This window comes from Nocardia terrae (assembly GCF_009760405.1).
Classification (GTDB): Bacteria; Actinomycetota; Actinomycetes; order Mycobacteriales; family Mycobacteriaceae; genus Nocardia; species Nocardia terrae.
Genome location: NZ_WRPP01000002.1, coordinates 261,301 through 285,903, shown reverse-complemented (window position 1 = coordinate 285,903; position 24,603 = coordinate 261,301). Strand labels below are relative to the sequence as shown.

Below are 24,603 nucleotides of genomic sequence, written 5' to 3'. Positions count from 1 at the left end.
GAATGCGGCGCGCGGTTGCGGGCCACTCGGCGATCACTTCAGAAGATCAACGTGCATGTCTCCGATCGGACGGGAAAAGAACTCGACTACAGTAACCGTGATCAACCCCGCAGGGCAAGAAGATATTTCGTGAGCCGGATCTCAGCGGGCGGACGCGGAGGTCAGCCGCAGGTAGCACAGCGCCACCACCGCCAGGACCGCGGCCAAGGCGTACATGGCCGCGACGCCGTGGCCGATGGTCGCGCCGCCCAGCAGCGATCCGGCCCCGATGCCGAAGTAGATGCACGAGGCGTTCAGCGCGACGACCAGGCCCGATTCCTGCGGCGCGGCGGCGATGAGCCGATGCTGCTGCGGCGGGGTCTGGCACCAACTGGCCGCGCCCCAGCCCAGGGCCAGCACGCCGACCAGGGCGGGCACTCGCGTGTCGGTGGCGGCCAGCGCGCCCAGCACACCCAGCGAGCCCGCCATGACGATGTATCCGGCGGTCAGCACCCGCGCGGCTCCCCAGCGATCGGTCGCGAAGCCCGACGACAGGTTGCCCGCGACCGCCCCGACTCCGTACAGCATCAGCACCCAGGCGGTCGAGGACGCGCCGATTCCCAACGCGCCCAAGGCCGGAACGGCGTAGGCGTAGACGGTGTAGGCGGCCCCCATTCCCAGCACGGTCAGCGGCAGCACCGTCGCGACCGAGCGGTTGCGCAGGACCGCGAGCCGAGTGCCCAGGGGCACATAGGGATTGCCGGGCAGCGGGGGCACCCAGGCCGCCACGCCCGCCGCGGCCAGCAGGCAGACGATCGCGACGCCGGTCAGCGCGGATCGCCAGCCCAGCCACTGGCCCAGCAGATCACCCAACGGCACGCCCAGCGCGGTCGCGATGGTCAGCCCGCCGACCACGACCGCCAGCGCCCGCGCCCGCGCCTCGGGCCGGACCAGCGCCGAGGCGGCCGCGCCCGCATTGGGCGTGAACGCCGCCGCGCCCAGCGCGGCCACGATCCGCGCGGCCAGCAGCGCCCAGAAGGCCGGGGCCAGCGCCGACCCCAGGTTGGCGAGCGCCAGCACCAGCAGCGCCGTCACCAGCAGGGTCCGGCGCGGCAGTCGCGCGGTCAGCGTCGCCAGCACCGGCGACCCGAGCGCGTACGCCCCGGCGAACACGGTCACCGCCAGTCCGGCCGTGGCGGTCGAAACCTTCGACGACTCGGCCAGATCGGGCAGGAACCCGGCCAGGATGAACGAATCGGTGCCGACGGCGAAGGTCCCCAGCGCCAGAATCAGTGTGCGCCGCAAGCCGTTCGGCGCGTCGATGGTCGACGCCTCGGCCGACCGGATAGCAATCGGGATATTTCCCATCCCGAATCTCCTTCCAAAAAACCCGGCCGCACGGCCGGGTAGGTTTCTCGAATACCGCTGTCGTTCAGCCGTTCACACGCTCGAAGAAGTCCCGGGCGCGCTGGGCGGCCTTGTCGGAGGTGTCGGCCACCAGGTCGGCGATGGTCTCCCCCGCCAGCTCGCGCCGCCAGGCGAGATCCGCGCGACCCATGACCTTCGCGATACCGCACACCTTGCCGAATTCGGTCTCGGCCGCCGCCGCACCGGCCCCGCGTTTGCGGATCTCGGTGCAGCGGAACGCGCCGGTGCGGCCCTCGATCGCGGCGACCACATCCATGAACGTGATGCGCTCGGGCGCGCGGCCGAGCCGATAGCCGCCGCGCGCGCCGGGTACGGACTCGAGGATGCCCTCGCGCACCAGCGGCTGCAGGCGCTTCTTCAGATACTCCGGCGGCAGCTCGTACATCTCGGCCAGGCGAGCGGTGGCGATGGGCGCGTGCTCATCGAGCCAGGCCAACACCAGGCAGCAGTGCAGTCCCCACTCGACGCCTTCACCCATCAACATGAATAGGGATAGTACATGTCCCGAATACCCGGGCCAACCCCGATTCAGCGGCTGATGCGGCGCGCCTTCATCCCGTTCGACAGCGGAACCTCGGCGACCTTGCCACCGGATTCGGCGTGCAGCATGCGACCGCTGCCGGTGTAGATGCCGACATCGGAGGGCCCGCGCGGACCGAAGGACCCGAACACCAGATCACCGGCCTTGGCATTGATCAACGGAACATCGGTGCCCTGTTCCCACTGCTGCTCCGCGGTGCGCGGCAGGCTGATGGTGCTCCCGCTGGCGGCGAAGACCGCCGCCGCGGTGAAGCCCGCCTCATCGAATCCGCCGTCGCTCGGCCCACCGGGACCGCCGCCGCCGAAAACGTAAGGCGTGCCGAGCCACTGCTGTCCGGCCGCCACGATCTGCGGTCCGAGGTCGGAGTTCTGGTCGGCCTGGAATCGGCCCTCACTGCCGAGGCTGCGGAAGCCCGGTTCCGCGGCCAGGATCCGCGCGACGTAGGGCCGGGTCTCGGTGAAGTGCCGCGCGATCTGATTGGGCATGCCGCCCGAGGCCAGCACCGCGCCCTCACCCGCGTTGTAGGCGGCGATGGTGAGGGCGGTCAGGTCGCCGGAGACCTTGCCCTCGTTCATCCAGCCCTCGATGGTCTTGGCGATGGCGCACATGTAGCGGCCCTGCCCGATGATCGCGTCGGCCGGATCCAGCACGCTGGCATAGCCTTTGCCGTCCGCGTCGATGACGTAGGGCTGCCCGTCGGGGGCCAGGGCCTTGGCCGTGCCGGGCATGAACTGGGCGATGCCCTGCGCGCCGTCCGGGGAGACGGCATCGGTCCGGAAGCCGGATTCCGCCTGACCCTGCGCGGCCAGCAGCGAGGCGCTGATCTCGGGACACAGCGACCCGGCCCGCCGATACCAGATCTCGAGATCGGGCGGCACCTTGCCGGAGGCGAGATTGCCGCCCGCGGTACCGAATCCGTTCTCGCAGTACGGTGCGCTGCCGCTCGGCGCGGGAACCGATCCACCCGCCAGCCAGGGCATGGGATCGACCTGATGCCCGCCCGTCAACCGTCCGCCCGGTACGAGCTCGAAATGCAGGTGCGGCCCGGAGGATTCACCATTGCTGCCCACATCGGCGATGTGCTGCCCCATCTGCACGATTTCGCCGGTGTGCACGAAGATGCCGTTCTCGTACATGTGGCCGTACACCGTCGAATACCGATGGCCGCTCTCGTCGAGGGAATCGATGACCACCCAGTCGCCGAAGCCGGAAGCCGCGCCCGAGGCCACCACGAGACCGTCGGCGGCCGCGTAGATGGGCGTGCCCGCCGGTGCCGCCAAGTCGACGCCCATGTGCGTACCGCCGCGCGCCCCGAACACGTCGCTCACCGTGAACGCCCCTGCGGCCAGCGGATATTGATGCCGTCCGGCTCCGGTCAGACTGCCCGCCTCGTTCACCGTGCCCGGCATGGCCGCCATGGAGGCGTCGACCGCCGAGGGCACAGCGGAGGCGGTCGCCTCGGACTTGATGGTGACCTGCACGCGGTCCAAATGGTTCTTGGCCACGTCGCCGCGATCGTCGAGGGGCTTCCACTCGGTGCCGCCCGCCGCACCGGGAGTCCAGCTGCGCTGCTTCCAGATCAGATAGTCGACGCGGAAGGCGGCGGCGTTCTCCTGCAGGAACGACACGATCGCATCGCCCTTGCCCGAGTCCGACCCGACGATGAATTCCACGGCGCGCCCGGCCTTCAGGTCCGGCAGCGACGCGTCGTCGACGACGCCGCGCATGTCCATCATTCCGAAGTGCGCCACCGTGCAGCGCAGCACCCGCTGCGCGCCCTCCTGCAGCCCCGCCTCGACCGGCGATCCGGTGGACGGGCAGTTGGGTTCGGTGCGGGCCGAGGTGGCGTTCGGCAGGCTGGGTGTGCCCGGGCCGCAACTGGTCTCGGTGGAGGGAAGAATGACGACCAGTACGAGGGTCATCAGCGCGAGGACGAGGCCGGCTACCCCACCGACGATGTGTTTGGGCTTCACGCCCGCAAGCTTCCGGCCGCCGCGGTGATCACCCGGACATCATGTCATGGCGGACACGCCGTTTCACGGACCAGCACACGCCGTTTCAAATGTTCCAGCCGTTTTAAAGGGCATACAACGGGCATCCCTCCCCTATGCCGTACGTGGCCCGCAATGAAGTCCACGCCGCTCGCATCATCAGCGGCGTCGGCGCGCTGTTCGCCCTCATCGAGGGCGTGTACATCCTGATGCTGATCCTCAACGCGGATCAGTCCAACAAGTTCTTCCTCTTCATCAAGGGGCTCGCCGAACCACTGGCTCTGTTCTTCCCCGGGCTGTTCCACACCGGCAGCCCGAATTTCGACATCATTCTGAATTACGGCCTGGCGGCGGTGTTCTGGCTGATCGTGACCGGCTTCATCGCCCGGGTCGTTGCCCGCTAGCGGGCGGGCGCCGTTGCCCGCTAGAGCTCGGCGGCGGCCAGATCGAACGCGGTGAGCGCCGCGGCGAACAGCGGCGTGTGCTCGGAGCGGCCGGGATCGTAGCCGGTCAGGGCGGCGATGCGGTTCAGGCGATAGTTCAGCGTATTACGGTGCACCACCAGGGACTCCGCGGCCGCGACCCGATTGTGGTCGTGGGCCAGATAGGCGCGCAGGGCTTCCATCAGGTGCTGGTGCTCGGTCAGCGGGGCGAGCAGGCCGAGCAGCCAGGCGCGGGCGGGTCCGGGACGCGCGAACTGGTATTGCAGGGCGAGGTCGGCCATGCGGTACACACCGGTCGGTCGACCTAGTCCGAGTGCCAGGCGCGCGATCTCCCCCGCCTCCTCGGCCCGCAGCGGTATCTCCGAAACCGCTGCCGCGGTGGCCGTTCCAGCTATCACCCGGCCACCCGCGGCGGCCGCGATCCGGGTCACGGCGGCATCGAGCCGGGCGACCGGTTCGCCCACCGGCACCAGCACCCAGCCTCCGGCTCGATCCAGCACCGTCAGCGCCGCGGGCGAGAGCGCGTCGATCTCCCGGTGGATCACCCGCATGGCGGGCCGCACCCCGTCCACCGTGGCGGCCGCGTCGGCGGTGCGCAGCGCCACCACGTGATAGCCGCCCAGCACGATCCCGAACCGCTCGGCCAGCAATTCGGCCGGTTTGCCCTGCAACAACGCCTGCGCCAGCGTGCGTTTGGCCTCGCGCTGTTCCCAGTGCAGATCCTGCCGCTCGTGCAGATACGACCCGGCCACGCCGGGAATCACGATGCCCAGATACCGCAACAACTGCGGCACCGCCCGCAACAACTCCTCCCGCTCGGCGCTCGTATTCGCCTGTGCCGCCATGAAATTCCACGCCGCCAGCGCGCCCTGGTGATACACCGACAGCACCGCGTCGAGCGGAATGCCCTCGCGCGCCCGGCGCACGGCGACATCGATCATCCCGTCCAGATCCGCGGGCCGCGGTTCGCGACCCTCGCCCAGCAGCCGCACGAACAGCCGCAGATTGTCCTCGGCCCGATGGATCAGATCCTGTTCGATCAGCTCGCGCGGCAGCTGTTCATAGTCGGGGACGCTGCGCACGACCGCCGCCATCATCTCGCGGGCGGCCTCGGGCAGATGCGCGGCCAGGAAGTCCGACACGGGGACGGGATCATCGGGTGCGGTACTCACGGGCACATTGTGGCCACGACCGAACCCGTTCGCACCGCGAATGACTACAACAGGGCGAATAGCCGCGAACCCGTCGCGGATCCTGTCATCCGAACAAATTCGGCCGCTCAACCCTGAGTCCGCGCACACAGACCGCGACCCCCTATGTCTGAGACGGTTTAGCCCACATTGTCGTGGCTACGAAAGAGATTCGATGACCGGTCAAGGATGGGGACGACTGTTCGCCGCGGGCGCGGCCGCCGGACTGCTGATGGCGACCCACGCCACGGCCTACGCCGAGCCGAGCGAAGACATCGCCGTGGAACCGCCCGCGGCCATCACCCTGCCGCCCGAGGTCGACAACTTCTACGCACCCCCGGCGGGCCAGGTCGCCGCGGCCCGGCCCGGCGAGATCCTGCGCGCGCGGCGCATCAACCCGGCGTTCTTCGGCCTGGTGCAGTTGAACATCGATGCCTGGCAGCTGTCCTACCGCACCACCGACAGCTTCGGCGAGGCCATCGCGACGGTCACCACGGTCCTGGTGCCGCGCGGCCCGGCACCGGAGGGCGGCCGGAAACTGTTGTCGTATCAGATCGCCGAGGACAGCGCCGCCCAGTACTGCGCGCCCAGCTACGTGATCCAGTCCGGCGGACTGCCCATCGACTACGTCAACGCCGCCGAGACGATGATCCCCATCGCCGCGGGCGTCGGCCAGGGCTGGACGGTGGTGATACCCGACTACGAGGGACCGCATTCCTCCTACGGCACCTCCGAACTCAATGCCCAGGCCACCCTCGACGGCCTCCGCGCCGCCGAAAGCTTCTCCCCCGCACAGCTTTCCGGCGCGGGCACCCCGGCAGCGCTGTGGGGCTACTCCGGCGGCACCGTGCCCTCGTCCTTCGCCGCGGAGATCGCGAAAGACTATGCGCCGGAACTGAATATCGTCGGCGTCGCGGCGGGCGGTCTCGCGGCCGCCGACTACCCCGAGGCCATGCGGCACAACAACCGCGGCCTCTACTCCGGCCTGATCATGGGTGTCTTCGCAGGGATCGCGGGCGAATACCCCGAGGTCCGGGACATGTTGCGGGACAACGTCGTCGACCCGGTAGCGCAGGTGCTGCTCGCCTCCAAGCAACTGCTGTGCCATCCGGAGGGCACGGCGCTGGTGCCGTTCTACGACTACCTGGGAGCGCTCAGCTACAAGGGCGACCCGCTGGCCGCTCCCGCCGTGCGGCGCTTCATCGCCGAGAACTCCCTCGGCCGGCGCACCCCGTCCATGCCGGTGTACATCTATCACGCCCAATACGACGAGATCCTGCCGAACGCGGGCGTGGACCGCCTGGTCGACAAGTACTGCGCCGAAGGCGCGCCCAGCGTCGTCTACGACCGGGAACTGCTCGCCGAGCACATCTCCGGGGTCGCCGGGCAGCTGCCCGGCGCCTTCCACTGGCTGCGCGATCGTCTCGACGGCGTGACCGCCCCCGAGGGCTGCACCATCAGCAGTCCGACCTTCGTCATGGCCGAACCGCGTTTCTGGCAGACCCTCGGGGAGATCCTCCCGACCGCCGTGCAGGCCCTGATCGGTCAGGCCATCGGCGCGAACAAGTAGCTCAGAGCTTCACGATCGAGGTCACCGGGTAATTCCCCTGGCGCTCACGGCCTTCGAGGAAGCCCAGTTCCAGCACCACCGCCGCCGCGGCCACCTCGGCCCCGGCGGCGGTGAACAGCTCCGCGGCCGCGGCCAGCGTGCCGCCGGTGGCCAGCACGTCGTCGAGCAGCAGCACCCTGCGGCCGGCGAGATCGATACCATCCGCGGGGATTTCCAAAGCGGCAGAACCGTATTCGAGGGTGTATTCCCGCGAAAGAACCGGCGGCGGCAGCTTGCCGGCCTTGCGCACCGCGATGACGCCGGTGCCGAGGATGGCCGCGACGCCCGCGCCCAGCAGGAAGCCGCGCGCGTCCACGCCCGCCACCAGATCGGCGTCCGGGGCGCAGGCGGCGAAGCAGTCCAGCACCGAGCGGAAGCCCTCGGAGTCGGCGAACACCGGCGTGAGGTCGGCGAAGCGCACTCCCGGGGTCGGGAAGTCGTCATGCCAGCGGGTCAACCGCTGAACCGCGGCCTCGGCCTTGGCGGCCCGTTCTCCCACCACTTCGGCTGTCTCCAACATCTCGTGCTTGCTCATCTACACCCACTCCTCATACACCACGCCACCACGGCGTTCACCGTTTCAGCACCCAGCGATCCATGTTCCAGCCCGCGCCCGCGCGCGAGGGATTGGCGATCCCGTTCTCCATACCGTCGCCGAACCCGATGGTGCGGGGCCCGGCGAACAGCGGAATCGACGGCATCTCGCCCCAGAGCAGGTTCTCCTGCTCGGTCAGCAAGTTCAGCACGGTGGTCGAGTTGTCCTCGGCCGCAAGCTGATCCGCGATGGCATCGTAGCGGCCGTTGCCGAATCGGCCGAAATTCAGGCCCGCGCCGGTACGCAACGAGGCGATGGCGTCGGTGTCGGCGATCGTGCCGGAGGGACCCGGCATGCTCGCGGTCCCACCGAGCACGGCGTCGACCTTGCCCTCGGTGAGCTGCGAAGCGGCGAAATCCGGTGCGCCCGCGTCGACCACGGTGATGCCCGCGGACTTGCACGCGTCGGCGATGGCCGCGACCATCGCCGACCGCCGCTCATCGGGCTTCACATACCCGATGCGGACCGTCTGATTCTGCAGACCGGACGACGCCGCGGCCTGCGAGGCCGTGGCGTCCCCGCCCTTGTACTTGTCCCCGGCACCCGCGATCGCCGGGTAGTACACCGAATCCTGCGGCACGGTACGCGAATTCAGCACGCCCGCGCCCAGCCCCAGCTTCACGTCGTAACCGGGGTGCCCGAACTTGTCGAACAGCGCCTGCCGCGGCACGCACAGCGCGAAGGCCCGCCGCGCGTCCGCCGACCCGAACACCCCGCCGGTGCCCAGCACCAGCTGTTCTACCCCGCGCCCCGGCAGGTTCTGCTTGTGGAAGCCGCCCAGGCTCACATCGCCCAGCGACCCCGCGCCGACGTCGAGCACGCCGACCGAGGAGTCCGATACCTTCGACTTCAGGTCGGAATGCCTGTCCCACACCACGATCCGCGGCGTCCTGGGCGCATTGCCCCACCACTTCTCGTTCTTCACCAGCACCAGACCGTCCTTGTCGCTGAAGGAGTCGATGCGGTACGGGCCCGAGGCGGGCAGCACGGTCAGGTCCAGCTTGCCCGGGGTGAGCTTCCAGCCGTTGTTCCAGAAGTCGGCGATCTTCTCCAGCGTCGGCTGGTCGCCGGTCTGCACCGGCGTCACCACGGTCGGGATCTTGGTCTGGGTGGCGATCACGTGCGCGGGCATCAGATCACCGGCGTTGAACAGCGTCTTCCACGCCGAATAGTGCTTGCCCGGCCGGAACACCACGGTGGCGTCCTTGGATCCGGGCTGGCAGTCCACCCGCTCGATATCGCGGTAGCCGTCGGTGCTCGCCGCGTCGAACAGCGGAACCGGCCCGCCCGGACCGGCTTTGGTGAACCGTCCGCTGCGCGCCGCCCAGGTCAGCACCAGATCGTCACACGAGGTGGCGACTCCGTCGGAGTAGGTCCCCTCCGCGCTGAGCCGGTACTGGATGGTCTGGGCGTCGCCCGGCACCTCCTTGGCGGTGCCGGTATCGGTGTCGGCCACCGGCTGCCCATCGGGGCCGGTGTAGAAGAAACCGGTCAGCACCCGCGGGAAGACCGCGGCCGCACCGCTGTTCGCGCCCAGGGTGCTGCTGCCGTTGTAACTGGCGATGACCGCGTCCACGCCGTAGCCGATGGAGGGCACCTGGTTCTTGGACGAACAACCGGCCAGCGCGCCGGCGGCGAGCGCACCCGAGACCAGGGCTACCGCGGTCCGGCGCACGAACCTATGGTCTTGCTTCACCGTCGTAACCCCCCGCCGTCAGTGCCGCCGCTTCTGTCGTTTCCCACTCGGCCGAGCGCCGGGTCGCGGCGCTCCGGAGCTCATCGGTTCCACGGGCCGGCTGGCCGACCCCGCCCGCGCCGCGGCCGCGGCCCCGACCCGCGCCTTGCCCGCGCCGGACCGCTTGGCCAGCACCTTCTTGGTGTGCGCGGCCACCGGACCCCAGCGTTCCTTGATCGACACCAGCACCGGCACCGCGAAGAAGATCGACGAGTAGCCGCCCACGATCATGCCGACCAGCTGCACCAGCGCCAGGTCCTTGAGCGTGCCCACGCCCAGCAGCCACACCGCGATCACCAGCATGCCGATGATCGGCAGGATGCCGATGACGGTGGTGTTGATCGAGCGCATCAGCGTCTGGTTGGCCGCCAGGTTCGCCTTCTCCGCGTACGTGTGCTTGGTCAGGTGCAGCACGCCGCGGGTGTTCTCCTCGACCTTGTCGAAGACGACCACGTTGTCGTAGAGCACGTAACCCAGAATCGTGAGCAGACCGATGACCGCGGCGGGCGTCACCTCGAAACCGACCAGCGAGTAGATGCCCGCGGTCACGACGAGGTTGAAGAACAGCGAGCCGATGGCCGCGATCGACATGTCGCGCTCGAAGCGGATCGCGATGTAGATCATGGTCAAGACGACGAACACCACCAACGCCAGCAGCGCCTTGTGCGTGACCTGACCGCCCCAGGTCTCACTGATCTGGGCGATGCTGATGGCATTGCGGTCGGCTTGGCCGCTCGAATTCTTCGGGTGGAAGGCGTCGAACAGCGCGGTCTGCAGTTTGTCGGCGTCCTCGGTCGACAGCGAGTCCGACCGGATCTGGATCGTGGCCGACGAACCCGAACCCGCCTTCTGGGTGGTCACCGGGTCGTGGTGCAGGGTGGCCCGGTAGACCTCGTCCACCTTCGAGGTGGTGACGTCCGCGGCGGCGGGCAGCTGGATGCGGGAACCGCCGGCGAAGTCGATGCCGAGGGTGAATCCCTTGAGCCCCATGCTCAGCGCGGCGATCGCGATGAGCACCGCGGCGATGCCGTAGTACACCTTGCGCTTGCCGACGATCTCGAAACCGCCGGTGCCGGTGTACAACCGCTCGAACAGGCTGTGCTTCTTGCCCGAAACGCCGTCCTCGTAGTCGAGTTCGTTGTCGGGGTCCACCGCGATGGGTGCGGACTTGGCCATGATCACGCCTCCTTCACCAGGACACCGGCCGCGGCCTTGCGTTCCTGGGCAAGCTCTGCAATAGCGCCGAGGCCGTTCACCGACGGCTTCGCCCAGAACGGCGAGCGCGAGACCAGCATCATCAGCGGCGCGGTCACCAGGTACAGCACGATGACGTCGAGCACGGTGGTCAGACCGAGGGTGAAGGCGAAGCCCTTCACCTGACCGGCCGCCAGGATGTACAGGACGGCGGAAGCGATGAGCGACACCGTCTTACCCGAGAGGTTGGTGCGCTGGGCGCGCTGCCAGCCGCGCGGCACGGCCGAACGGAAACTGCGGCCCTCGCGCATCTGGTCCTTGATGCGTTCGAAGAAGACCACGAACGAGTCCGCCGTCATACCGATACCGATGATCAGACCGGCGATACCGGCCAGGTCGAGGGTGAATCCGATCCACCGGCCCAGCAACACGATCAGCGTGTACACCGCGACACCCGCCGCGAGCAGCGAGAAACCGGCCAGGAAGCCGAGCATGCGGTAGTAGAGCAGGCAGTACAGCAGCACCGCGACCAGACCGATCGCACCCGCGATCAGGCCCGCGTGCAGCGAGGACAGGCCCAGGGTCGCCGACACCGTCTCGGCCTCGGAGGTCGCGAACGACAGCGGCAGCGAGCCGTACTTCAGCGAGTTGGCCAGTTCCTTGGCGGTCGTGGAGTTGAAGCTGCCCGAGATCTGGGTGTTGCCGCCGTACTGTCCACCGGCGTCGACGCGGGGAGCGCTGACGACCTTCGAGTCGAGCACGAAGGCGAGCTGCTTGTTCACGTACTGGGTGGTCAGCTTGCCCCAGGTGTCGGAGCCGCTGGACTTGAAGTCGACGTCGACCACCCAGCCGGCCCGCTGGTCGTATCCGGACTTGGCGTCCTTGATCTCCTGGCCGTCGAGCGCGCTCTTGTCCAGCAGGTACACGTAGTTGCCGTCGGAGGAGCAGGCGACCAGCGGCAGGTTCGGATCGTCGTTGCCCTGCAACGGATCCGGTTTCGAGCAGTCGAGGGTGGCCATGGCCTGCTGCTGCACCGTCGGATCGGTGCTCTGGCGCAACGCCTGCGCGGCCTTGATCTCCTGCTGGGTCTGCTGCTGCGGGGTCAGCCCGCCGGGCGTGGGGGCCGGGGTCGGCGTGGTCGGAGCCTGCGCCGGGAACACCCGGTTCTGCGGTGCGGGCGACTCGGTGGTCGTCGGCGCTTCACTGGTCGGCGCGGCGGGAGTGGTCGCCGGAGGCGTCGCGGGAGTGGCCGAGTCGGTCGGCGGCGTGGCCGGGGGCTGCTGACCGCCCTTCGCCGCCGCCTGCTGGCCCACCACGGGCCGCACGTACAACTTCGCGGTGGTCGCCAGCGACTTGGCCTGCGCGCCATCGTCGCCCGGCACGGTGATCACCAGGTTGTCGCCCTCGATGACGACTTCCGAGCCGGCGACGCCGAGACCGTTGACGCGCTTGTCGATGATTTCCTGGGCCTTCTTCAGGCTGTCCTGGCTCGGCTTGTTGCCGTCCGGGGTGCGGGCCGTCAAGGTGACCCGGGTACCGCCCTGCAGATCGATGCCGAGCTTCGGGGTGTGGCTCTTGTCGCCGGTGAAGAAGATCAGGCCGAACATCAAAGCCACCAGCGCGGCGTAGACGCCGAGCAAGCGCAGCGGATGCGCCGTTCCCTGAGAAGGTGGCACAGTACTTATCTCCTAGGCGGGGTTGGCGAAATCGAGTGGGTACACACACCGCAGCGCCACCGGGCCGCTGCTCCTCGGAGCGGCCGATGGCGCTGGATGGGTGATCAGTCCTTGGTCAGCTTCGGCGCGTCGTCGGCGGCCGGCTCGACATGGTCGTCGGACACGGCCTCCGCGGCCGGGGTCTCCGCGGTGGTGGTGTCCTCGGTGGTGGTGTCCTCGGAGACGTCCTTGTCGCTGCGCACCTCGCGGATCGACTGCCGCAGCCAGGTGGTGACGACCTCCTCGGCGATCTCCAGATCGACGGAGTCGTCATCGAGTTCGACGATGGTGCCGAACAGACCCGACGTGGTGACGACCCGGTCGCCGACCTTCAGTTCGTTCTGCATGTCCGTCACCTTGGCCATCTCGCGCTTCTGGCGACGAACGCCCAGGAACATCGGGATGAGCAGAGCAACCAGCAGCAGCGGCAGCAGAAGGTCCATTGTCGAAGTCAGTCCCTAGTCAAGTGGTCGGTGGGTGCGTTTCCCACACAGTCTGCCAGTTCTACCTGAGACAGCGCTCGCCGACCTGCAATCGACGCCGTCCGGGGTGGCTCCGGCTGCGCGGTCGGCCGCCGACCATGTCGACCGCGCAGTCCCGCTCAGGCCGACCGCACCCCGTAGGTGTAGTCGTCGAGCGGGAAGCTGGACGCCTCCCGGTGGGCGTTCAGGGTGCTGGTCGGGCGCAGCAGCGCGGCCTCGCCGTGCTGGTTGAAGTAGTAGCTGCGCGCGGTCGAGCACTGACCGCCGTAGAACACCGAGGATCCCAGCTTGTCGGTGACGCGGTCCAGGAATTCGGCATTGGCCTTGTCGGTGACCTCGAAGACCTGCTCACCGCGGCGGAACATCTCACCGAACAGGCGCGCCATGTGCTTCATCTGCGCCTCGATGGTGGTGAAGTAGGACAGGCCGCTGTAGGAGTAGGGGCTGTTGAGGCAGACGAAGTTCGGGAACTTCGGCACGGTGATGCCCTCGTAGGCCTGGAAACGGTTGTCGCGCCAGAACTTTCCGAGGTTGAGCCCGTCGCGGCCGATGATCTCGATGGCCGGGAAGTTGACGTCCCACAGGTTGAAGCCGGTGGCCAGGATCAGGGTGTCGATCTCGGTCTTGTGGCCGTCGGCGGTGACGATGCCGTCGGCCTCGATGTGGTCGATGGAGTTGGTCTCGAGACGCACGTGCGGCTCGTTGAACGTCTTGAAGTACAGGTTCGAGAACGTGGGCCGCTTGCAACCGAAGTCGTAGTGCGGGGTGAGCTTCCTGCGAGTCTCCTTGTCGCGCACCGACGCCCGCAGATGCGCCTTCGCCAGCAGCCCCGCGGCCTTGTTCAGCGGCTTGGCCTGCTTGAAGTGCAGCACGCCGACGACCATCAGCGCCTCCAGCATGGAGGTGTTCACCATGCGGGCCGCCTTTTGTGTCAAGGGGACTCGTGCGAACAGGCTCTGCACGGCCGGCGGGATGGGTGCGTCGACCTTCGGGACCACCCAGATCGGGGTGCGCTGGAAGACGGTCAGCGCCGCGGCCTTCTTGGCGACCTCGGGGATCAGCTGCACGGCCGTCGCGCCGGTGCCGATGATGGCGGCCTTGCGGCCGGTGAGGTCGAAGTCGTTCTCCCACGCGGTGGTGTGGATGATCTTGCCCGCGAAGGTGTCGATGCCGGGGAACGGCGGGGTGTAGGGCTGGGACAGGAAGCCGGTGGCGGCCATCAGATACCGCGCGGTGAGGGATTCGCCGTTCTCGATGGAGACGACCCAGTGCTGCTGTTCCTCGTCCCAGCGCGCCCCGCCGACGACGGTGTCGAACCGCATGCGGCGGCGCAGGTCGTATTTGTCGGCGACGTGCTCGGCGTACTTCTTCAGTTCCGCGCCCGGCGCGAACAGCCGCGACCAGTTCGGGTTGGGCTCGAAGGAGTACGAGTAGGTGACCGAGGCGATGTCCACGGCCAGGCCCGGGTAGTGGTTCACGTGCCAGGTGCCGCCCAGATCGTCCTCGCGTTCGAGGATGACGAAGTTGCTCAGGCCGAGCCGATCGAGCTCGATGCCCGCGCCCATTCCGCCGAATCCGGCACCGACCACGATGGCGTCGTACTGAGGTGCCACGCCGAACCTCCTGCGAGAAGTGATACGTATGTCATGGAATGACATCTCATTCCGTTTGTGATCACAGTATCATCGGCCTGGTGACGAAGCCATCCTCGAGAATCGAACGGCGCAAGGCCGAGCTCCGGCAGGAGATCATCGACACCGCGTTCGCGTGTTTCGCCGAGAAGGGCTACCACAGCACCGGGATCGCGGACATCGCCGGCGAGCTGGGCATCGGGCACGGCACCTTCTACCGGTACTTCGAGAACAAGCGCGACATCATCGATCACGTCATCGACGATCTGGCGGCGCGGATCATCGAGTCGCTGGGGACCGACAACGCGCCGGACGCGGCGGACAGCCTGGAGGAGTACCGGGCGCAGGTGGATCGGATCGGCGACGCGCTGAACCGGATCTTCCTCGAGGATCAGCGGGTGGCGCAGTTGCTGCTGTTCCAGGCGACGGGCATCGACGCCGAGCTGACCATGCGGTTGTACGGGCTGCTCGATACCGCGGACTCGCTGACCGCCGGATATCTCGAGCACGGGGTCGAACGGGGTTATCTGCGTGAGGATCTCGACACCGCCAATACCGCGCGGGCGGTGACCGGGATGCTGCTGGCCGCCGTCCTGCACGGCATCCGCACGCCGGATGTGAAGCAGGTGGACGATCTCAGTCACGCCATCCGGCATCTGCTCATCGACGGGGTGCGCAAACACTGAGCCCGGCTTCACAAACGGACCCGTTTGTCCGTTGCGGTCGGATCCGCAAGGGGCGGAGGTAATTCGGACATGAAGCCATTGGCACAATGACCGTCGTGACCCCCGACGACGTCCGCCGCACCCGGTTCGGCCACGCGCCGTCGGGAGATCTCGGCTACCACCCCGAGCAGGTGGATTCCTTCTGCGCGCGCATCGCCGAGACCATGCTCGGGCGGGATCACCTCGGCATCGCCGACATTCGGCTGGTCGAATTCGACGCGCCGCCGCCGGGTCGGCGAGGGTACGACATCGAGGAGGTCGACGACTTCCTCGACCACGTGTGCATCGAGCTGGAATACCTACGCCGGGGGCGCGGCCGCCTGCCCGCCGGGCGGACCGACCAGACCCTGACCCACGACGATGTGCTGCGGATCCGATTCTCCGCGCCGCCCTTCGGGTTTCGGGGGTACCAGGCCGAGGAGGTCGGGGCGTTCCTCGACCGTCTGGCGGCGACCCTCGCGCACCACGGGCCCAATGGGCTCACCGCCAAGGACATTCAGGACATCACCTTCCATCTGGCTCCCGTCGGCGAACCCGCCTATCAGCGCGAAGAGGTCGACGCGTTTCTGGATCTCGTCGCGCATCAGCTCGAGAAGTCAGAAGTGACCCCGCACTAGCCCCGGCGACCGACGCCCGAAGGCGGAGCGGATTTTCCATCCGATGGGCCGCGAGCGAGGACCTTGGGCCCTGACCTCCGGACACCCTCCGGCAACACACTGATCGCCATGAGAAAACGTTTCGAACTGGGCTTCAACCTGTCCTATCTGGCGATCATCTGGGCGCTGGTGATCGCCATGCGACGCAACCGGGACCGTGTCCCGGCGGACCAGAGGCAGACCGCCGCCCGTTTCGAGGAGGCGTTCACCCTGCTGGCGACCGGCGACACCGCGCACCTGACGCTGCGGGCGGTGTCGATGGCCCGGGGCGAGGGCCGGGGATATCTCACCTGGCGGGGACGGCGCGCGAGCCTGATCGGGCTCGGCGAGATGGCCACCTCGATCACGATCACACTGTTCTACGTGCTGTCCCTGGATGCCTGGCGGTTGCGGTTCCGGCGCTCCTGGGACGGATTCACCAGGACGCTGCTCGGGCTGTCGTTCGTCCGGCTGATCCTGCTGGCCACACCGTTCAACAACTGGGATCGCGACGAGACCCCCGCCGGATACGGTGTGGACCGCAATGTTCCGCTGCTGGCCGTCGGTGCGGGCGAGATGTACCTCATGCGCCGCGAGGCCGACCGCACCGGCGACCGCACCTTCCGTTTCCTGTCCGACGCCATGGCCGCGTCCTTCGCCTGCTATCTCCCGGTCATCCTGTGGGCCCGCCGAATTCCCGCCCTGGGCCTGCTCATGATCCCCAAGACCCTCGCCTACCTGGCCATGGCCTTCCGCGTCTACCTCGACTTCTTCCGGGGCACAACCGATTCGGCGGCGCAGCCGGAGACGGCCGCCGCGGAGGAGCCGGCGGTCACCGCGACGCCTGCGCAGAGCTGACCGGCCGCAGCGGCGGTCTCCGATGCGCCCAGGGCGCGGCGCACTCGATGGCGGCGGCCAGCCGGATGACCGTCTCGTCGGCCAGATGGCGGCCGATGATCTGCAGCCCCACCGGAAGTCCGGTCTCGGTCCAGCCCGCCGGGACGCTGATGGCGGGCTGTCCGGTGAGGTTGGCCGGATAGTTGAAGCCGATCCAGGCGGAGTCGGAAACCGGTATGCCGTCGATGCGGTCGGGACCGTGCAGATCGGCGGGGAAGGCCGGGACCGCGGTGGTGGGTGTGATGAGGACGTCGTGGTCGCGCATGAGCCGGGCCATGGTGTTGACCAGGGCCTTGCGAGTCATGTTGGCGTCGGTGAAATCCTGTGCGCTCCAAGGCTGATGCAGCCAGGCGACCAGGTGCGGGGACATGCGATCGGCGTGCGCGGCGGCCATGGCGCGCATGCCGGTCAGATCGGTTTCGGCCATGATGATCGCGGAGAACGCGGCGGCCGGGTCGGGCCAGCCGGGTTCCACCGGCTCGACGTGACAGCCCAGCCGCTCCCCCACGATCTCGCGCACCGCCCGCTCCACCACCGTGCGGACTTGTGGATCGACGGGCAGATAACCGAGATCCAGGCTCAGGCCCACGCGGAGTCCGGCCACCGTTCCGGGACGCTCGGCTCCTTCGCGGGCGGCTCCGATCCAGTCCACCTCCGAGGGAATGGAGTGCCGGTCGCGGGGATCGGGACCGGCCAGCACCGACAGCAGCAGGGCCGCGTCGGCGACGGTGCGGGTGATCGGGCCGATGTGTTCGATGCTCTCCCAGCCGGATACTCCGGGTAGCCGCTCGTCACGGCAGCCGGGATAGACCGGCACCCGGCCCATGGAGGGTTTGACGCCCACCAGTCCGCACAGGGCGGCGGGCGCGCGCACCGAGCAGCCGCCGTCGCTGCCCAGCGCCATCGGCCCGAGCCCGGCCGCGACGGCGGCCGCCGAGCCCGCGCTGGACCCGCCGGGGCTCAGCGCGGTGTCCCAGGGATTGCGGGTGGCGGGGAACAGCGGGTTCAGACCGGTCGCGCTGTAACCGAATTCGGAGGTGTTGGTCTTGCCCAAGCAGATCGCGCCCGCCGCGAGGACGCGCTCGACGACGATGTCGTCCTCTTCCGGTACATGGTCGCGGTAGAACCAGGATCCGGAGGTGGTGCGAATCCCCTTGGTGGACAACAGGTCCTTGATCCCCAGCGGCACGCCGCCGAGCGGTCCCGGATCGATGCCGCGCACCAGATCGTCGGCGAGGCGGCGCGCCCGCCGCCGGGCCAGGTCGGGTGTGGGCGTGCAGAAGGCCCCCAGCAGCGGATCCACCTCCCGCATCCGATCCAGCACGGCGTCGGTGATCTCGACCGGTGACAGCTCCCGGGATCGGATCCGCGCGGTCAGTTCGGTGGCGGGAAGGAAGCAGAGTTCGTCGCGCTCAGCGGAATTCACCCGGTGCCCTCACCCGCTCACGGTGGCCACGGCGACGGCGGGCTCGGAAACCCTTCGCGGGAGCGCCACCGTGATTCCGGTCTGCACCGCGGCCGCGGTGGCGAACCCGATGACCGCGTCCACCGAACCCGGCAGCCGGTAGTGCGCGATCCCGGCGGCCAGCGCTCCGATTCCCCACGCCGCGAACGCGATCGGCCGCACCGCCGCGCTCACCGCGCCACGGCGGGTCAGGACGTAGTCGACGATGAGGACCGCGCCGATGGGCGGCACCACCACACCCAGCAGCACCAGCCAGTTGGTGATGTGTGCCCACACTCCGGTGAGCGCCACCACGGTGCCGATCGCGCCCAGCGCCACCGCGAGCGGCCGCATGCGCAGCGGCGTGATCCCGGCCCAGCCCACGGCCCCGTTGTAGAGGCAGTGCGCCGCAACCGATCCCAGGTTCGCGAAGACGAACAGCACCGACAGTCCGGTGACGAGCGCCCCGTGCCCGGCGAGCAGGCCCAGGAACGCCCCGCCGTTGTCCGCCGGGTCGCTCGCCCCGCCGATCGCCACCACCAGGCCGCCGATCAGGAAGGCGATGGAGTTGGCGAAGGGGAAGGCCGAGGCCGCGGCGAGCACGCCCGCGCGGCCGTCGCGGGCCCAGCGGGTGAAGTCGGCGGTCATGGTGCCGGAGTCGGCGAAGCCGCCGACCACGATGCTCACGCACGCCCAGAACCCGAGCGGCCCGCCGCCGCCCTGGTAGCCGAAGGCGCTCGACAGCGAATGCCCTTGCCCCAGGCCGTAATACAGGGCGAGCCCGGCCATGATCAGGAACAGCGGGGTGCCGATGAGGCCGATCACCGACAGCGCCCGGATGCCCGCGAGGGTGAGCAGGACGAAGAACGCTCCGCCGATCAGCCCGCCCCACAGCGGATTCCATCCGTACATGCCCTCGAGCGTGGTGCCGGTCAAGCCGACCTGGTAGGAGAACCAGCCGATCACGACGGTGGCCAGGAAGCCGACCACCGCGGCGCGCCCGCGGTCGCCGAACGCGCGCCGCGCCTGCAGCGAGAAGTTGCGGCCGGTCTGACCGCCGATCCAGCTCAGCGTGCCGATGTAACCGAACAGCAGCAAATTGCCCAGCACGATCGCCGCCAGCCCGCGGCCCATGCCCTGGCTGTAGACGATCAGCCCGCCGAAGACCGCATTGCCCAGGCACATCGGGAATCCGGCCCAGACCGCGGCCACCGAGAGCAGGCCGCGGCGGTCCCGCGCCGGGACCGGTTCGTGCTCGTACTCGTGATTCGACATGGCTCCCCGCCTAACCCTGCTGCTTGAGACCCTTTGAGGGGTCGATGAACTCGTTGGTGACCAGGTCCGCGGCGGTCAGGTTGTCGGGGACCTGCTGGCCCTTGGCGCGCAGCAGCGGGGTCACCTGGGCGATGGCGCGGTTGACGCGGTCGGTGTCGAAACCGCCGAGGGTGTTGCCGGTACCGTTGGCGACGATCTTCTCCTTCAGCTGCGTCTTCACCGAGTCGGCGTTGCCGGCGGCGCTGATGGGCGGGCCGTCGGGGATGGTCTGGGCGATGCGCAGCAGGGCCTGGTTGGTGGGGTCGGGATCGGTGACGTAGTCGATCTCGGCCTGCTGCAGCATGGGCACGAGTTTCTGCAGGCAGGGGCGGAGCTTGTCGAGCTCGCCGCTGCGGACCGACCAGGCGTGCGGGTAGCTCTCGTAGCCGGCGTCGGCGACCAGCAGGTGGCCGGTGGGCTTCTGCCAGCCCTTGACGTCGTGTTCCCAGCGGTACGGCTCGTTGGACACGTACGCCTGCTGCATGACCCGCCCGTGCTCGGCGACGAATCGGCTCGGGGTGCCGTCGTAGGAGGCGTCGGCCTGTTCCTTTTTCACGTACCCGTTGGCGATCAGGTAGTCCATGTAGATCTTGCCCTCGGAGTACAGGATCGGGGCGTTGGTGGCCGGGATGTCCTTCCACGAGTTCACCGTGTAGGTGGCCGGGTCCCACATGACGATCTGCGGGTTCTTGTCCAAGGAGGCGAACACGCCGGTGAGCGGGAACTTGGCCTTGGCACGGACCTGCTCGTCGGTGGGCACCAGGCCCAGGGTGATGGAGTTGTCCTGGTACATCTGCGCGGGTACCGGCTGGCCGCCGAGGAACGGACCGCCCAGGCGCACTTCGACATTCACGCCGGTGTCGCCGAGCGGGCCGGAGTAGGCGCCCTTCTTGACGTCCACGGTGCCGTTGGGTCCGACGAGCTGATAGGCCGCCGCACGCTCCGGCGTGGCGTACCAATCGGTCTGGATGACCACGGTGGCGGGACAGACCCCGGCCAGCGCGCCCTGCCCGGTGGGCTTGGGCGCGGTGGCGCCGCCACCGCAGGCGGCGGTGAGCAGGACACTGCCGACGACGGCGGCAGCGGCGAGGACACGTTTGTTCACGAGCATTCCTAAATGGGTTGAAACAGAGAGCGGGAAAAGAAGATTCGGTTACTCGCCGGCGCGCTTGCCGTGCGCGCGATCCACGCGACCGGCCAGGAAGTCGAAGATCCAGAACAGGATCAGACCCACCAGTGAGGACAGCAGCAGTGCGGTGAGCAGTTCCTCGGTGGCCAGCCGCTGCCGGTAGACGTCGATCATGCGGCCGATGCCGGGATCGCCCTGGCGGAAGAAGAAGTCCGCGACGATGGACCCGATCACGGCCATGCCCGCCGAGATCTTGAAGCCGGAGATCATGGCCGGAAGGGCCGCGGGCAGTTGCAGTTTCAGCAGCCGCTGCCAGCGGCCCGCACCGTGCAGGGTGAACAGGTCGTGCTCGGCGGGCTGCACGGACTTCAGGCCGAACAGCGTATTGGTGATGACCGGGAACAGCGACACCATGACGCAGACGATGACGCGGCTGGAGAACTCGTAGCCGAACCAGAACCCGAACAGCGGCACCACCGCCAGCACCGGAATCGTCTGCAGGATCACCGCATACGGGTAGAGCGAGTACTCGGCCCACTTCGCCTGGCTCATGACGACCGCGAACCCGACGCCCGCCACGATGGCGATGGCCAGCCCGACCAGCGCGATCTGCACCGTCGACCACAGTGCCGTGAGGATCTCGGTGCGAGTGGCGGCGTTGAGCAGGCCCTTGGACACCACCGATTCCGGCGGCGGCAGCAGGAACCGCGACTCCGCGGGGATCAGGACGTGGCTCGCGAGCGACCACGCGGCCATCACCAGCACGAATACCAGCACCGGGGCGATGACCCGGATGGGCGCGATGGCGAAGGGCCAGCGGAATTTCCGCGGCCCGGGTGAGGGAGTGGCCGCTTCCGGCACAGCGGCCACGTTCTGGGCTGCCGGGGCGGTGCCGGCGGTCGCGGCGGTCATGCGGCCCTCCCCCGGTGCTGCGTCAGGCCGCGTTCGGCCTCGTGCAGGGCCGCCGACACCTCGGCGGCGATGGCACCGAACTCGGGGGTGTAGCGCGACTCGGGACGGCGCGGAAACTCCAGCGGCACCGCGATATCGGCGGCCACCCGGCCGGGCCGGCCGGTCAGCACGATCACCCGGGTGGACATGAACACCGCCTCGGCCACCGAATGGGTGACGAACACCCCGGTGAAGCCCTCTCGCCGATACAGCCCGCTGACCTCTTCGTTCAGGCGTTGCCGGGTGATCTCGTCGAGCGCGCCGAACGGCTCGTCGAACAGGAACAGCTCCGGCGCTCCGGTCAGTGCCCGGGCGATGGAGGCGCGCATGCGCATGCCGCCGGAAAGCTGTGCGGGCTTGTGGTTCTCGAAGCCCGACAGGCCGACCAGCTCGAGGGCTGCCCGGGCGGCCGCGCGGCGGGTCGCCTTGTCGGTGCCCGCGAGTTCGGCGGGCAGTTCGACATTGCGCAGCACCGACCGCCACGGCAGCAGGGTCGCCTCCTGGAAGACGTAGCCGAGCTTGGTGGTGGCGACGGAAATCGTTCCGGTGGTGGCTTTTTCGAATCCGGCGGCCAAACGCAGCAGGGTGGACTTGCCGCAACCCGACGGTCCGACCAGGGAGACGAATTCTCCCGGGCCGATCGCGATGTCGATGCCGTCGAGCGCATGCGTGCCGTTCTGGAAGGTGAGGCCGACCTGGTGAAAGCCCAGGGCCGGATCGGTGTATACATTGCCGCGCTCGGCGGCGGTCGTATTACCGTCCGGGCCTTGACCTTTGGCGGTGGATAAGGGGGTGGTACGCATGGTCACAGTTGTATCGGCGGCTCATTGCCGGTTGCGGTCCATGCGATTACACGCTTGTTTCGTATACGATCAGTCGGCGAGTAGACGGCCGTCCCGGGCGACCACGTGCCCGCGTTTGACCACGAGCGCTCGCGCGGGCACGGAAACCACTGCGGAAGCGGGGGTTTCGGCCTGCACCGCGAACAGGTCGGCGGCCGATCCGACCGCGAGGCCGTAGTCGCTCACTCCCAGTACCGCCGCGCCGCCGTAGGTTCCGGCGATCAGCGCCAGTTCGATCTCCGGATCCGCCACCAGCCGATCCCGGAAGGCCACCTGCATGATCCGGCGCAGCATGTCGCCATCGCCGTAGGGCGTCCACAGGTCGCGGATGCCGTCGTTGCCCAGCGCCAGTCGCGCGCCCGCGGCCTCCATCACCCGGACCGGCACCACCGGCGCGTCGCCGACCGCGCAGGTGACCATGGAAACGCCCGCCTCGGCCAGGCTTTCGGCGATCCGTCGCTGATCGTCGGCGGGCAGCTCACCCATGGCGTAGGCATGGCTGATGGTCACGCGACCGGCGAGCCCGGTGGCCTTGGTGCGGGCCACGATCAGCTCGTACTGCCACGCCCCCAGCGCGCCGCGGTCGTGGAGATGGATGTCGATTCCCGCGCCGTACTTCTCGGCGAGACCGAACAGCAGGTCCAGCTGACCGGCCGGATCCCCGTCGTAGCCCGCGGGATCCAGCCCGCCGATGTTCTCCACGCCTTCGGCCAGCGCGGCTTCGAGGAGTTTGGCGGTCCCCGGCCGGGTCAGCAGCCCGCCCTGCGGGAAGGCCACCAGTTGCACGTCCACCCGGTCGGCGTGCCGGGCGGCGGCCGCGCGCACCGCCTCGACGCCGCGTAAACCCACCTCGGGGTCGATGTCGATATGGCTGCGCACGTGCGCGGTGCCACCGGACACCATGGCCGCCAGCAGGTTCGAGGCGTAGTCGGCGCTGGGCAGGCCGAGTTCGTCGCGGCGGCCCTCGCCATTGGCGATGCGCCCGGCCAGGGTGCGCCCGCCGGTATTGGGCACCCACGGGCCGCCGTACATGGTCTTGTCGAGGTGGCAGTGCGCGTCGACCAGGCCCGGAAGCACCAGAGCTCCGGCCAGATCCACCGATTCCACGCCCTCGGCGCGCAGGTCCGGTCCGATGGCCGCGATCCGGCCGTCCCGGACCAGGATGTCGGCGGGGAGCACCGGGTTGCCCGGGGCCCAGGGGCGGCCGCCGGTCAGCAAGAGATCGTTCATGATCGGCGCATCGTATACAAACATCCGCTGCCCAGCGAGCCGAAAACACTGTGACGCAGCCATACCCGCCGGTGCGGCCGATTTGCGGGATCCCGTCGGGCGAGGCCACGATGGATCGTATGCAAACCGCCGTTTCACCGATCGTCAGATGAGGATGCCGTGACCAGCACCGCCGGCCGCATGACACCGCAACAGCTGTGCCGCGCTATTCGTGACGACATCATCCGCGGCGCGTATCTCCCCGGACAGCGGTTGACCGAGGACGCGCTCGCGGAGAGCTACGGGGTCTCCCGGGTGCCCGTGCGCGAGGCGCTGCGCACCCTCGAGGCCGAGGGTTTCGCCTCGTCACGGCCCTATGCGGGAGTGTTCGTGGCCGCGCTGACCGAGGAGGAGGCCGCCGACCTGCTCGAGATCCGGGCACGGCTGGAACCGTTGTGCGCGTCGCGGGCCGCGGCGCGGCGGACTCCCGAACAGCTCGGGCGGCTCAAGGAACTCACCGCGCTCGGCCAGGACGCGGTGCGCGCGGGACGACTCGACGAACTGGCGCGGCTGAACAGCCGCTTCCACGAAGTGCTCGCCGAAGCCTCGGGCAGCACGCTGCTCTCGCAGCTGATCATGCAGTTGAGCTGGAAGATCGCCTGGGTCTACTCGGTCGAGCTGCCGCGCCGGGCGGGCGATTCCTGGCGTGAGCACGAGCTGATCTGCGCGGCGCTCGAGGCGGGAGATCCGGAGCGGGCCGCGGCGCTGGTCAGCGCTCACATCGCGCAGGCGGCCTCGGCCTACCGGTTCCGGCAGCGCGCCGGAAGCGATGCGGGACAGGCGGGTTCGGCCCCGCGCGCTTCGTAACACCGGCGCAGCAATTGCCGCCCCGCGACGAAACACGGGACTCGTATACAAAGCGGG

22 protein-coding genes are annotated in these 24,603 nt (G+C 68.8%); 6 read left to right on the top strand and 16 right to left on the bottom strand.

All coding sequences use genetic code 11. The features are described from left to right. Window positions 1-141: 141 nt before the first annotated feature. The 3 genes from GPX89_RS11110 to GPX89_RS11100 form a co-directional block, all read right to left on the bottom strand. A complete protein-coding gene (locus GPX89_RS11110) occupies window positions 142-1,347 on the bottom strand; it encodes an MFS transporter (RefSeq protein ID WP_157387427.1) in 1,206 nt (401 codons plus the stop codon). A gap of 64 nt (window positions 1,348-1,411) precedes the next feature. Then, entirely contained in the window at window positions 1,412-1,891 is a 480-nt protein-coding gene (locus GPX89_RS11105) for an RrF2 family transcriptional regulator (protein WP_157387426.1), read from the bottom strand. A 44-nt stretch (window positions 1,892-1,935) separates the two neighbouring features. Continuing rightward, entirely contained in the window at window positions 1,936-3,921 is a 1,986-nt protein-coding gene (locus tag GPX89_RS11100) for a peptidoglycan DD-metalloendopeptidase family protein (RefSeq protein WP_328601712.1), read from the bottom strand. 143 nt (window positions 3,922-4,064) lie between these two features. Here GPX89_RS11100 and GPX89_RS11095 point away from each other — a divergent pair, with 143 nt between their 5' ends. Next, window positions 4,065-4,343 (top strand): hypothetical protein, encoded by a 279-nt coding sequence (locus GPX89_RS11095; RefSeq protein WP_198347366.1) that lies wholly within the window; start codon window positions 4,065-4,067, stop codon window positions 4,341-4,343. A 20-nt stretch (window positions 4,344-4,363) separates the two neighbouring features. On the opposite strand, the gene GPX89_RS45855 is transcribed toward GPX89_RS11095, so the two are convergent. Beyond that, the gene (locus GPX89_RS45855) at window positions 4,364-5,554 is read right to left on the bottom strand and encodes a PucR family transcriptional regulator (RefSeq protein ID WP_157387424.1); all 1,191 of its coding nucleotides are present in this window, start codon (window positions 5,552-5,554) and stop codon (window positions 4,364-4,366) included. Between the two features lie 193 nt (window positions 5,555-5,747). Here GPX89_RS45855 and GPX89_RS11085 point away from each other — a divergent pair, with 193 nt between their 5' ends. Then, on the top strand, window positions 5,748-7,142 hold the full coding sequence (locus GPX89_RS11085) for a lipase family protein (protein WP_235947071.1): 1,395 nt from the start codon (window positions 5,748-5,750) through the stop codon (window positions 7,140-7,142). Between the two features lies 1 nt (window position 7,143). Here the strand turns inward: GPX89_RS11085 and GPX89_RS11080 are convergent, their stop codons facing one another. The 6 genes from GPX89_RS11080 to GPX89_RS11055 all read right to left on the bottom strand — a co-directional run bounded on the left by GPX89_RS11080 (window position 7,144) and on the right by GPX89_RS11055 (window position 14,515). After that, window positions 7,144-7,716: an adenine phosphoribosyltransferase gene (locus GPX89_RS11080; protein WP_157387423.1), complete on the bottom strand. Its 573-nt coding sequence runs from the start codon at window positions 7,714-7,716 to the stop codon at window positions 7,144-7,146. Between the two features lie 37 nt (window positions 7,717-7,753). Beyond that, a complete protein-coding gene (locus GPX89_RS11075; protein ID WP_328601711.1) occupies window positions 7,754-9,451 on the bottom strand; it encodes an ABC transporter substrate-binding protein in 1,698 nt (565 codons plus the stop codon). A gap of 39 nt (window positions 9,452-9,490) precedes the next feature. Continuing rightward, window positions 9,491-10,687, bottom strand: coding sequence for a protein translocase subunit SecF (gene secF / locus GPX89_RS11070; protein WP_157387422.1), 1,197 nt, complete (start codon window positions 10,685-10,687; stop codon window positions 9,491-9,493). A gap of 2 nt (window positions 10,688-10,689) precedes the next feature. Next, window positions 10,690-12,381, bottom strand: a complete 1,692-nt coding sequence (gene secD / locus GPX89_RS11065; RefSeq protein ID WP_328601710.1) for a protein translocase subunit SecD — start codon at window positions 12,379-12,381, stop codon at window positions 10,690-10,692. A 104-nt stretch (window positions 12,382-12,485) separates the two neighbouring features. After that, the gene (yajC, locus tag GPX89_RS11060) at window positions 12,486-12,863 is read right to left on the bottom strand and encodes a preprotein translocase subunit YajC (RefSeq protein ID WP_157387421.1); all 378 of its coding nucleotides are present in this window, start codon (window positions 12,861-12,863) and stop codon (window positions 12,486-12,488) included. Window positions 12,864-13,021: 158 nt separating this feature from the next. Further along, complete coding sequence (locus GPX89_RS11055; RefSeq protein ID WP_328601709.1) at window positions 13,022-14,515, bottom strand: flavin-containing monooxygenase; 1,494 nt, start codon at window positions 14,513-14,515, stop codon at window positions 13,022-13,024. Between the two features lie 38 nt (window positions 14,516-14,553). On the opposite strand from GPX89_RS11055, the gene GPX89_RS11050 reads away from it, so the two are divergent. The 3 genes from GPX89_RS11050 to GPX89_RS11040 all read left to right on the top strand — a co-directional run bounded on the left by GPX89_RS11050 (window position 14,554) and on the right by GPX89_RS11040 (window position 16,751). Next, window positions 14,554-15,219 (top strand): TetR/AcrR family transcriptional regulator, encoded by a 666-nt coding sequence (locus tag GPX89_RS11050; RefSeq protein ID WP_157387419.1) that lies wholly within the window; start codon window positions 14,554-14,556, stop codon window positions 15,217-15,219. Window positions 15,220-15,305: 86 nt separating this feature from the next. After that, the gene (locus GPX89_RS11045) at window positions 15,306-15,875 is read left to right on the top strand and encodes a DivIVA domain-containing protein (RefSeq protein ID WP_157387418.1); all 570 of its coding nucleotides are present in this window, start codon (window positions 15,306-15,308) and stop codon (window positions 15,873-15,875) included. Between the two features lie 108 nt (window positions 15,876-15,983). Next, entirely contained in the window at window positions 15,984-16,751 is a 768-nt protein-coding gene (locus tag GPX89_RS11040) for a hypothetical protein (protein WP_157387417.1), read from the top strand. Here the strand turns inward: GPX89_RS11040 and GPX89_RS11035 are convergent. From GPX89_RS11035 to GPX89_RS11010, 6 genes are all read right to left on the bottom strand, one after another. Then, the gene (locus tag GPX89_RS11035) at window positions 16,726-18,216 is read right to left on the bottom strand and encodes an amidase (RefSeq protein WP_328601708.1); all 1,491 of its coding nucleotides are present in this window, start codon (window positions 18,214-18,216) and stop codon (window positions 16,726-16,728) included. The genes GPX89_RS11040 and GPX89_RS11035 overlap by 26 nt on opposite strands. A gap of 9 nt (window positions 18,217-18,225) precedes the next feature. Next, window positions 18,226-19,509 carry a purine-cytosine permease family protein gene (locus GPX89_RS11030; protein ID WP_157387416.1) on the bottom strand — a complete coding sequence of 428 codons (1,284 nt, stop codon included), beginning with the start codon at window positions 19,507-19,509 and terminating at the stop codon, window positions 18,226-18,228. Window positions 19,510-19,519: 10 nt separating this feature from the next. After that, complete coding sequence (locus GPX89_RS11025; RefSeq protein ID WP_157387415.1) at window positions 19,520-20,653, bottom strand: ABC transporter substrate-binding protein; 1,134 nt, start codon at window positions 20,651-20,653, stop codon at window positions 19,520-19,522. Window positions 20,654-20,701: 48 nt separating this feature from the next. Continuing rightward, entirely contained in the window at window positions 20,702-21,589 is an 888-nt protein-coding gene (locus tag GPX89_RS11020) for an ABC transporter permease (protein WP_157387414.1), read from the bottom strand. After that, the gene (locus GPX89_RS11015) at window positions 21,586-22,431 is read right to left on the bottom strand and encodes an ABC transporter ATP-binding protein (RefSeq protein WP_157387413.1); all 846 of its coding nucleotides are present in this window, start codon (window positions 22,429-22,431) and stop codon (window positions 21,586-21,588) included. Before GPX89_RS11015 ends, GPX89_RS11020 begins: the two co-directional genes overlap by 4 nt. 69 nt (window positions 22,432-22,500) lie before the next feature. Beyond that, on the bottom strand, window positions 22,501-23,700 hold the full coding sequence (locus tag GPX89_RS11010; RefSeq protein WP_157387412.1) for an amidohydrolase: 1,200 nt from the start codon (window positions 23,698-23,700) through the stop codon (window positions 22,501-22,503). A gap of 159 nt (window positions 23,701-23,859) precedes the next feature. Here GPX89_RS11010 and GPX89_RS11005 point away from each other — a divergent pair, with 159 nt between their 5' ends. Then, window positions 23,860-24,546: a GntR family transcriptional regulator gene (locus tag GPX89_RS11005; protein ID WP_198347365.1), complete on the top strand. Its 687-nt coding sequence runs from the start codon at window positions 23,860-23,862 to the stop codon at window positions 24,544-24,546. The last annotated feature ends 57 nt before the right edge of the window (window positions 24,547-24,603 follow it).

Bases quoted from the DNA above. Each gene is read 5' to 3' on its own strand.
- GPX89_RS11080 (WP_157387423.1), bottom strand. From the start codon at position 7,716: ATGAGCAAGCACGAGATGTTGGAGACAGCCGAAGTGGTGGGAGAACGG.
- yajC (WP_157387421.1), bottom strand. From the start codon at position 12,863: ATGGACCTTCTGCTGCCGCTGCTGCTGGTTGCTCTGCTCATCCCGATG.
- GPX89_RS11040 (WP_157387417.1), top strand. From the start codon at position 15,984: ATGAGAAAACGTTTCGAACTGGGCTTCAACCTGTCCTATCTGGCGATC.
- GPX89_RS11050 (WP_157387419.1), top strand. From the start codon at position 14,554: ATGACATCTCATTCCGTTTGTGATCACAGTATCATCGGCCTGGTGACG.
- GPX89_RS11105 (WP_157387426.1), bottom strand. From the start codon at position 1,891: ATGTTGATGGGTGAAGGCGTCGAGTGGGGACTGCACTGCTGCCTGGTG.
- GPX89_RS11010 (WP_157387412.1), bottom strand. From the start codon at position 23,700: ATGAACGATCTCTTGCTGACCGGCGGCCGCCCCTGGGCCCCGGGCAAC.
- GPX89_RS11110 (WP_157387427.1), bottom strand. From the start codon at position 1,347: ATGGGAAATATCCCGATTGCTATCCGGTCGGCCGAGGCGTCGACCATC.
- GPX89_RS11085 (WP_235947071.1), top strand. From the start codon at position 5,748: ATGACCGGTCAAGGATGGGGACGACTGTTCGCCGCGGGCGCGGCCGCC.
- GPX89_RS11030 (WP_157387416.1), bottom strand. From the start codon at position 19,509: ATGTCGAATCACGAGTACGAGCACGAACCGGTCCCGGCGCGGGACCGC.
- secF (WP_157387422.1), bottom strand. From the start codon at position 10,687: ATGGCCAAGTCCGCACCCATCGCGGTGGACCCCGACAACGAACTCGAC.
- GPX89_RS11045 (WP_157387418.1), top strand. From the start codon at position 15,306: ATGACCGTCGTGACCCCCGACGACGTCCGCCGCACCCGGTTCGGCCAC.
- GPX89_RS11015 (WP_157387413.1), bottom strand. From the start codon at position 22,431: ATGCGTACCACCCCCTTATCCACCGCCAAAGGTCAAGGCCCGGACGGT.
- GPX89_RS11020 (WP_157387414.1), bottom strand. From the start codon at position 21,589: ATGACCGCCGCGACCGCCGGCACCGCCCCGGCAGCCCAGAACGTGGCC.